This window comes from Sphingorhabdus sp. (genome assembly GCF_041737645.1).
Taxonomy (GTDB): domain Bacteria; phylum Pseudomonadota; class Alphaproteobacteria; order Sphingomonadales; family Sphingomonadaceae; genus Sphingorhabdus_B.
In genome coordinates this window covers 26766-34509 of the sequence record NZ_JBGSRI010000041.1, presented here as the reverse complement: position 1 = coordinate 34509, position 7744 = coordinate 26766, and the positions used below count along the sequence as shown (strand labels likewise).

Here is a 7744-nt window from a genome sequence, read left to right as displayed (position 1 = left end):
AGGGGCGGATGCCCTGGTTGCTGCGGCGCGGCGCGATGTGGATTGGACCATGGCCTCGATTGTGGGCTGTGCCGGACTGCCGCCCACTATGGCCTCCATCGAGCAGGGCCGCACGGTGGCGCTGGCCAATAAAGAGGCGCTGGTTTCGGCGGGCGAGCTGATGATGGCTGCGGTCGAACGGTCCGGTGCGACGTTGCTTCCGGTGGACAGCGAACATAATGCTATTTTCCAATGTCTGGCTGGTGGCAAGCTGGAACAGGTGCGTAAAATTACCCTGACGGCAAGCGGCGGGCCTTTTCGAAGCCTGTCTTACGATGCGATGCGATATGTCACGCCCGCGCAAGCCGTCGCGCATCCCAATTGGGATATGGGCGCAAAAATCAGCGTCGATTCGGCGACGATGATGAACAAGGGCCTCGAACTGATCGAGGCATACCATCTGTTTCCCGTTGGTCTCGACCGTCTGGACATCTTGGTACATCCCCAGTCGGTCATCCATTCGATGGTCGAATATCAGGATTGTTCAACGTTGGCGCAGCTCGGTTCGCCCGACATGCGTATCCCGATTGCGAGCGCGCTGGCTTGGCCGGATCGGATTGCCACAACGTGCCAGCCGCTGGATTTGGCGACTATAGGCCAACTCACCTTTGAAGCGCCCGATCTTGTGCGTTTCCCGGCATTGCGGCTTGCACGCGCAGCCATAAGCGAAGGCGGAGCCAAGCCTGCCATTCTGAATGCCGCAAATGAAGTGGCCGTTGCGGCCTTCCTGAAAGAGCAGATCGCCTTTCTCGAAATCGCCAATTTGGTTGAGCAGACCTTGGAGGGCTTTGTCCCGGCCGCACCCGTCTCGCTCGACGATTTGTTCAGCATTGATGCAGAAGCAAGGCGCTACGCGCAGGAACAACTAGAAAAGGTCGCACATGGAAATTGAATCTCCCAATATTTTCCTCACCCTGCTGGCGTTTCTGATTCTGATCGGCACGCTGGTCGTGGTGCATGAACTGGGCCATTATTTTGTCGGGCGCTGGTTCGGCGTAAAGGCGGAAAAATTCTCCATCGGTTTTGGTCCCCAGATTTTCGGACGGACTGATAAACGCGGCACTTTGTGGCGGGTCGGCGCGCTTCCGCTGGGCGGATATGTGCAGTTTGCAGGCGATATGAATCCGTCGAGCCAAGCCGACGAAAGCTGGAAATCGCTTTCCGACGCCGAACGGAACCAGACATTCCAGTCCAAAACGCTGTGGCAGCGGGCGCTGATCGTTTTTGCGGGGCCTGCGGTCAACTTTCTGTTGGCGATCCTGATCGCAATGGGATTTCTTCTGGCTTTTGGTAAATCGGTTACCCCACCGGTCATTGATGTAGTTCAACCGGGCAGTCCGGCTGCGGTTGCGGGATTGGTTCCGGGCGATCGCATATTGAAATTCAACGGTCGGTCGATCGAAACTTTTGATGAAATGGCAAACGAGATTGTCATGATTCCCGGCTACATGGCGAATATTGAAGTCAAACGCGGCGATCAGGTTCTGGTAAAGGATGCCCGGATTGCCGTTGTCGAAGAAATTGACCGTTTCGGCAATAAGTATCGCATCGGACGTATCGGAATAGGCGCGAACAAGGTTGAAGTTCGTGAAGTGGGAATCATTGAAGCACCATGGGCTGCCGTCGTCCAAACCGGCAATATCTTGCGCCAACAAATGATCGGTTTGGGCCAGATTATTTCCGGGCGACGTCCGATATCGGAATTAGGCGGACCTTTGAAAATTGCCAAGGTTTCGGGTGAAGCCATGAGCATGGGGATTTTGACCTTTATCAGCCTTGCTGCTCTGATCTCGATTAACTTGGGGTTCATCAACCTCCTGCCAATTCCGATGCTCGATGGCGGCCATCTGCTGCTCTATGCGGTTGAAGCGGTTCGAAGACGACCTGCGACACCGCAGGTGCAGGAATGGGCGTTTCGGGCCGGATTTGCGATGTTGGTGGGCTTTATGATTATGGTGACGTTCAACGACCTTGCATCCTTTGGCCTATTTGGTGGTGGATAGAGATCACTGCACACTTGATTGCTGACGCGGCTTGGGGCAGGGACGCAATCAACTTAAGCGGCTATCGGCCAAATCACCGGTGGGGGCCGGACATCAGATCGGATGACAATGAATTTCAAAGCACTTGGCATATATTTGATGGGTTCGACCGCGTTGGCGGCGACTGGTACGATGTCGTTCACGGCACCTGCATTTGCACAGGCCGCATCTACACCTGCACCTGCACCTGCACCTGCACCTGCACCTGTCGCACAGGCTGACCAGATCCAGTCGATAACAATTGTTGGTTCACAACGGCTCGAACCCGATACCGTTCGCGCTTATATGCGACTACGCGTCGGGCAGAATTGGAGCCAGGTTGCCGGTGACCAGGCGCTGAAGGAATTATATGCCACTGAATTATTCGCCGATGTTTCGATTCGGAATAACTCGGGCGCGGTAGTTGTTGAAGTTCGCGAGAACCCGGTCGTTAACCGGATCATTCTTGAAGGCAACAAGCGGATAAAAAACGACAAGATCGAGCCGGAAATAAAATTGGCGCCACGCCAGATTTATTAACGGTCAAAGGTTAGTGCCGATGTTGCCCGGATAATCGAACTTTATAAAAGACAAGGACGCTTCGCCGCGACTATCGAACCAAAATTGGTTCAACTGGACCAGAATCGCGTTGATATCGTTTTTGAAATTACCGAAGGACCAAAATCCAAGGTCCAACAAATCAACATCATCGGAAATGACAAATTCAGCGACGGCCAACTTCGTGGCGAAATGGTCACGAAACAGGCGCGTTTCTATACATTTTTCAGCTCTGGCACCAGCTATGACCCCGACCGTCTGGCATTTGACCAGCAAAAGATGCGTCAATTCTATTTGACGCAAGGTTATGCCGATTTCCGCGTTGTGTCGGCGGTGGCGGAACTTACGCCTGATAAACAGGATTTCATCATCACTTATGTGGTCGAAGAAGGCGAGCGCTATAAATTCGGTGATGTGAAGGTCGAAAGCCAGATCCGCGATTTTGACTCAGAAAGACTGACGTCGACATTGCGAATGAAAAAAGGCGACTGGTATGACGCCAAGATGGTTGAAGATACCGTCGAAGGTCTTTCGGAAACCGCCGGCTTGTTCGGTTATGCTTTTGCCGATGTAAATCCGAACTTCATTCGTGACAAAGAAACGCTGACGATGGGCATCACCTTTGATGTCGCCGAAAGCCAGCGTGTGTTTGTCGAGCGCATTGACATTAACGGCAATACATTGACGCAAGACAAGGTAGTTCGCCGCGAATTCCGCTTGAACGAGGGCGATGCGTTCAACAGTATTCAGGTCAAGCGGACCGCAGACCGGATCAAGTCACTCGGTTATTTCCAAGAAGAATTGGAGGTCGAGCAATCGCAAGGAAGCGCGCCCGACCGTATCGTATTGACGACCAATGTCGAAGAAAAAGCGACGGGTGAGCTTTCATTGTCCGCTGGATTTTCCTCAATTGAAAACTTCATTTTCCAGGGATCAATAAAGCAACGTAACTTCCGTGGCTTAGGTCAGGAACTTCGGACAAATATATCTTATTCGTCTTTTTCAAAGTCGGCTGAAATTGGGTTCACCGAACCTTATCTATTGGACCGCTCGATTGCGATTTCGGGCGATATTTTCCGGCGCGATTTGAACAGTTTCAACTTCTTCAACAACCAGCGGAATACAACCTTTGAACAGGCGACGACCGGTCTTCAGATCCGTGTGGGTGTGCCCATTAACGAGTTTATCTATTTTCAGGCGCGTTATGGCTTAAGTCAGGACGATATCACGCTCGACCAGAATTCGTTCTTTTCCGACCCCGATGGGGCTGGACCTTTGCCGGCAACCTGTGATCCGTTGCGTGCCGGTCGGTTCTTGTGCGATGCTATCGGAAATCGTCTCACATCTTCAATAGGTTATACGTTACTGTATGATGATCGTGATAACCGGTCACGTCCTACCCGCGGTCAAAGCGCTGGCATCAGCCAAGATTTTGCCGGACTGGGCGGTGATGTCAAATATATCAAAACACGGATAAATGCCGATAAATACTGGCGCGTTGGCGGCAGCAATTTCATCTTCTCGGTAGCGTTGGAGGGTGGATATATCCACTCGCTGGAAAATCGAAATATTGCCGGCTCTGACGATGTACGTCTGACTGACCGCTTCTATCTCGGCGAGCCGCAGATGCGCGGTTTTGACATTCGCGGTATCGGGCCACGCGTGCAAAGACTGACCTTCAGTCAGGAATTGCAGAACGGCGTGGTCGTCAACGTTCCCATTTTTGATCGGAACCAGATACAGGACGATGCCATTGGCGGACGGTTCTATTATCTCGGTAGGGCCGAACTTCAAATCCCGCTTGGTACGGGCGCCAAAGAGCTTGGTTTGCGCCCATCGATATTCATGGATGTAGGTTCGGTGTTCGATGTTACCCGACCGATATTGCAGTCTTTACAAGCAAGATCTGGTGCAACCGCTCCTGTGCCTAATGCACCCTTGTTCTTTACTGGCGTCGTGACAAATGGCGTGTTTCAACAGGACACGGTTGCAACCAACGCTGACGGCTCGGCCCGTACACCTGTGCTACAGTTCGAAGAACGCTTTTTCGGTGACTCATTCAAGCCACGCCTCTCGGTTGGCTTCGGTGTTAACTGGAACTCCCCATTTGGTCCGTTCAGGATCGATATAGCCCGCGCACTCCTCAAACAGACGGGCGATGATACCAAGTTATTTACATTCAACGTAGGGACTCAATTCTAATGAAAACTCGTAACTCCGCATTTGCTGCGGCGCTTTTGTCGGCCGCAGTTATTTCTGTTCCAGCCAGTGCGCAGGTTGCCGGTATCGCCACTGCAGATACTTCTGTTGTTATCGCGCGCACCAAGGCTTTGGGTGCTGCTTATCAGTCGATAGGCACACAATATGCTACTTTTGCTCAACAAATTCAGCAGAAGCGCAAAGAAATCAATGATATGAACGTCCAACTTGATACCAACAAGGACAAGGAACTGACGCAGGTCGAACTGGATGCTGCGATCAAGGCTAAAAATCCTTTGGTTGCTCAAATAGAAGCAAAGCAAAAGGAAATCGGCCAGTTGCAGGACCCGATTATCAAGGCCCAGCTGTATTCTGTCGAACAAATTGCAATGAAATATGAGGCAGCGCAGCAGGCAGTGATTGCCGCCAAGAAAATCAACATCATTCTGGCGCCTGATGCATTTGTATGGGCACCGGATGCAGTTGATGTTTCGGCAGCCATCACCGCCGAACTTGATAAGGTTGCTCCCACTGTCGGAACCACTCCGCCTGCGGATTGGCGTCCTTCGCGGCAGGGTGCAAATCTGTATCAACAAATTCAGCAGTTGTTCGAAAATGCCGCACGGGTACAGGCCGCACAGGCTGCTAGTCAGGGCCCAGCCGCACAAACACCGGCGCAGCAGCCTGACGTCCGCTAATTTATGACTGCAACGGCAGATTTCACTAATTATGATGTCCGCCGTGTGATGGCGGTGCTTCCGCACCGTTATCCAATGCTTTTGGTTGACCGCGTGGAGGAGCTTGTTCTTGATGAGCGAATCCGCGCGGTCAAAGCCGTGACGATCAACGAAGGCTTTTTCCAGGGGCATTTTCCCGGGCGGCCGATTATGCCGGGCGTTCTGATTATAGAAGCCTTGGCGCAAGCTGCAGGTGTGCTGGCGATGGAAAGCCTTGGCTTAACCGGTTCGGGCAAGCTGGTATATTTTATGGCCATAGACAACGCAAAATTCCGTGCGCCGGTGGAGCCTGGGTGTCTTTTGCACTTGGATGTGCACTTTACCCAAAAGCGGCCTCGCGTTTGCAAATTTGCGGGCCGCGCCATGATGGGTGACAATGTCGCTGCCGAGGCCGAGTTTATGGCGATGATCGCCGATCCGCCCGCCTGAACTTGTCGTTCGTAAAAGTCAGGCGTTTCAACCTTGCCAATTGACGCCTGTGCCGCTAAGGGCGGCGCTTCCAAATTTTAGGGCTGCCGGTCGGAAACCGGTGGCTGAACCAAGGAATTGTACATGAAAGCCAATATTCACCCCGATTATCACATGATCAAAGTGCAGATGACCGACGGCACTGTCTTCGAAACCCGCTCCACCTGGGGTAAGGAAGGCGACACGCTGGCGCTCGACATTGATCCGACCTCGCACCCCGCATGGACCGGTGGTTCGGGCCGTATGCTGGATACCGGCGGCCGCGTTGCACAGTTCAACAAGCGTTTCGGCGGTCTTAGCCTCAAGAAATAAGCGGTGGTGGGGAAAACCCCCACGCCGCAGTCAATATAGGGGACTGTCTCGATAGGGACAGTCCTTCATGGGGCACTCCTCGACAAGGCTTGACGCCGGACGGGAGCAACCCTTAAGGAACGCGCCTGCCTTAGTGGCGCTATGGCGATCGTAGCTCAGTTGGTTAGAGCGCTGGTTTGTGGTACCAGAGGTCGGGGGTTCAAGACCCCTCGATCGCCCCATTTTTCCTTCCAATTTCAGGATGACAAACAGCTCGCGTAATATTATTACGCGGCTTCGCAATTTGATTCCGTCGCATGGCATGGGCTGCGCGACCACAAGGGGAATGAATGATGCCCGCAATCTGGGATTTGCCTGATTTTGATTCGCACGAAGCCGTGCACCTTTTCGAAGATCGCGCGACTGGCCTCAAGGCGGTCATTGCGGTTCACTCCACCCATATGGGACCTGCCGCGGGCGGTACCCGTTTCTGGCATTATGCCGATAGCCAGTCGGCGATTACCGACGCGCTGCGCCTGTCGCGCGGTATGAGCTATAAAAATGCGATGGCCGGGCTTCCCGCAGGTGGTGGCAAGGCCGTTATTCTTGCCAATCCGTCGCGTTCCAAGCCTGTTGAACTGCTCGATGCCTTCGCGCGTGCGGTCGATTCGCTGGGCGGCAAATATGTGACGGCGCAAGACGTCGGCATGTCCGAAGCCGATATGGTAAACCTGTCCAAAACAACCGCCCATGTGGCAGGTCTGCCCGACCAGGGCGGCGACCCCGGACCCTATACCGCGCGCGGCGTATATCTGGGCGTGCAAGCGGCCGCAAAGCATGTGTTCGGAACGGACGATATGCACGGTGTGCATGTCGCCATTCAGGGTGTGGGTAGCGTTGGGGGAGGTCTGGCCCGTTATCTGGCGAAACAAGGTGCGACTCTGACACTTGCCGATGTCGACACCGGACGAGCAGCTGCGTTCGCTGCCGAACTCGGCGGTGTGTCAGTTGCCGCCGACGCCATCATGGGCGTTGAAGCAGACATTTTCAGCCCGTGCGCCCTGGGTGCGATCCTGACCGAAGATACGGTTGCAGGTCTCAAGGTTAAGGCCGTTGCTGGCGGGGCCAACAACCAACTTGCCAAGGGAATCGAAGGCCGGATGTTGGCCGACCGCGGTATCCTTTATGCACCCGATTATGTTATCAACGCCGGCGGTATCATCAACGTTCTGCGCCTTATCGACGCCGCCGATGATGCCGAAATCAACCGCCGGATCGATACGATTCCGGGCCGTCTTTCGGAAATCTGGAAAGAAAGCGACTCCAGCGGTTCGACACCTGCGGAAGTTGCTGACAAAATGGCGCAAAAGCTTATCGGCCGTTGATCTGAATCCATTGGCGTAACGCTTTTGCGGTGCTAGAGGCGAGAAA

Annotated in this window: 8 protein-coding genes and 1 tRNA gene; all 9 read left to right on the top strand. The window is 53.7% G+C overall.

All coding sequences use genetic code 11. From position 1 onward, the window contains the following. A partial coding sequence (gene dxr, locus ACEW72_RS06855) for a 1-deoxy-D-xylulose-5-phosphate reductoisomerase (RefSeq protein ID WP_373475637.1) occupies positions 1-931 on the top strand: 931 nt, incomplete at its 5' end. Beyond that, positions 921-2042: an RIP metalloprotease RseP gene (gene rseP / locus ACEW72_RS06850; RefSeq protein ID WP_373475636.1), complete on the top strand. Its 1122-nt coding sequence runs from the start codon at positions 921-923 to the stop codon at positions 2040-2042. The genes dxr and rseP, both read left to right, overlap by 11 nt. A 102-nt stretch (positions 2043-2144) precedes the next feature. Then, positions 2145-2600: a hypothetical protein gene (locus ACEW72_RS06845; protein ID WP_373475635.1), complete on the top strand. Its 456-nt coding sequence runs from the start codon at positions 2145-2147 to the stop codon at positions 2598-2600. Between the two features lie 30 nt (positions 2601-2630). Further along, on the top strand, positions 2631-4820 hold the full coding sequence (bamA, locus tag ACEW72_RS06840) for an outer membrane protein assembly factor BamA (protein WP_373475639.1): 2190 nt from the start codon (positions 2631-2633) through the stop codon (positions 4818-4820). Beyond that, positions 4820-5515 (top strand): OmpH family outer membrane protein, encoded by a 696-nt coding sequence (locus ACEW72_RS06835; RefSeq protein ID WP_373475634.1) that lies wholly within the window; start codon positions 4820-4822, stop codon positions 5513-5515. The genes bamA and ACEW72_RS06835 overlap by 1 nt, the downstream gene beginning before the upstream one ends. 3 nt (positions 5516-5518) lie before the next feature. Continuing rightward, positions 5519-5983, top strand: a complete 465-nt coding sequence (fabZ, locus tag ACEW72_RS06830; RefSeq protein WP_373475633.1) for a 3-hydroxyacyl-ACP dehydratase FabZ — start codon at positions 5519-5521, stop codon at positions 5981-5983. Between the two features lie 123 nt (positions 5984-6106). Further along, on the top strand, positions 6107-6334 hold the full coding sequence (rpmE, locus tag ACEW72_RS06825) for a 50S ribosomal protein L31 (RefSeq protein ID WP_373475632.1): 228 nt from the start codon (positions 6107-6109) through the stop codon (positions 6332-6334). 144 nt (positions 6335-6478) lie between these two features. Further along, a tRNA-His gene (locus ACEW72_RS06820) sits at positions 6479-6555 on the top strand. Between the two features lie 111 nt (positions 6556-6666). Continuing rightward, positions 6667-7698, top strand: coding sequence for a Leu/Phe/Val dehydrogenase (locus tag ACEW72_RS06815; RefSeq protein ID WP_373475638.1), 1032 nt, complete (start codon positions 6667-6669; stop codon positions 7696-7698). Positions 7699-7744: the final 46 nt, after the last annotated feature.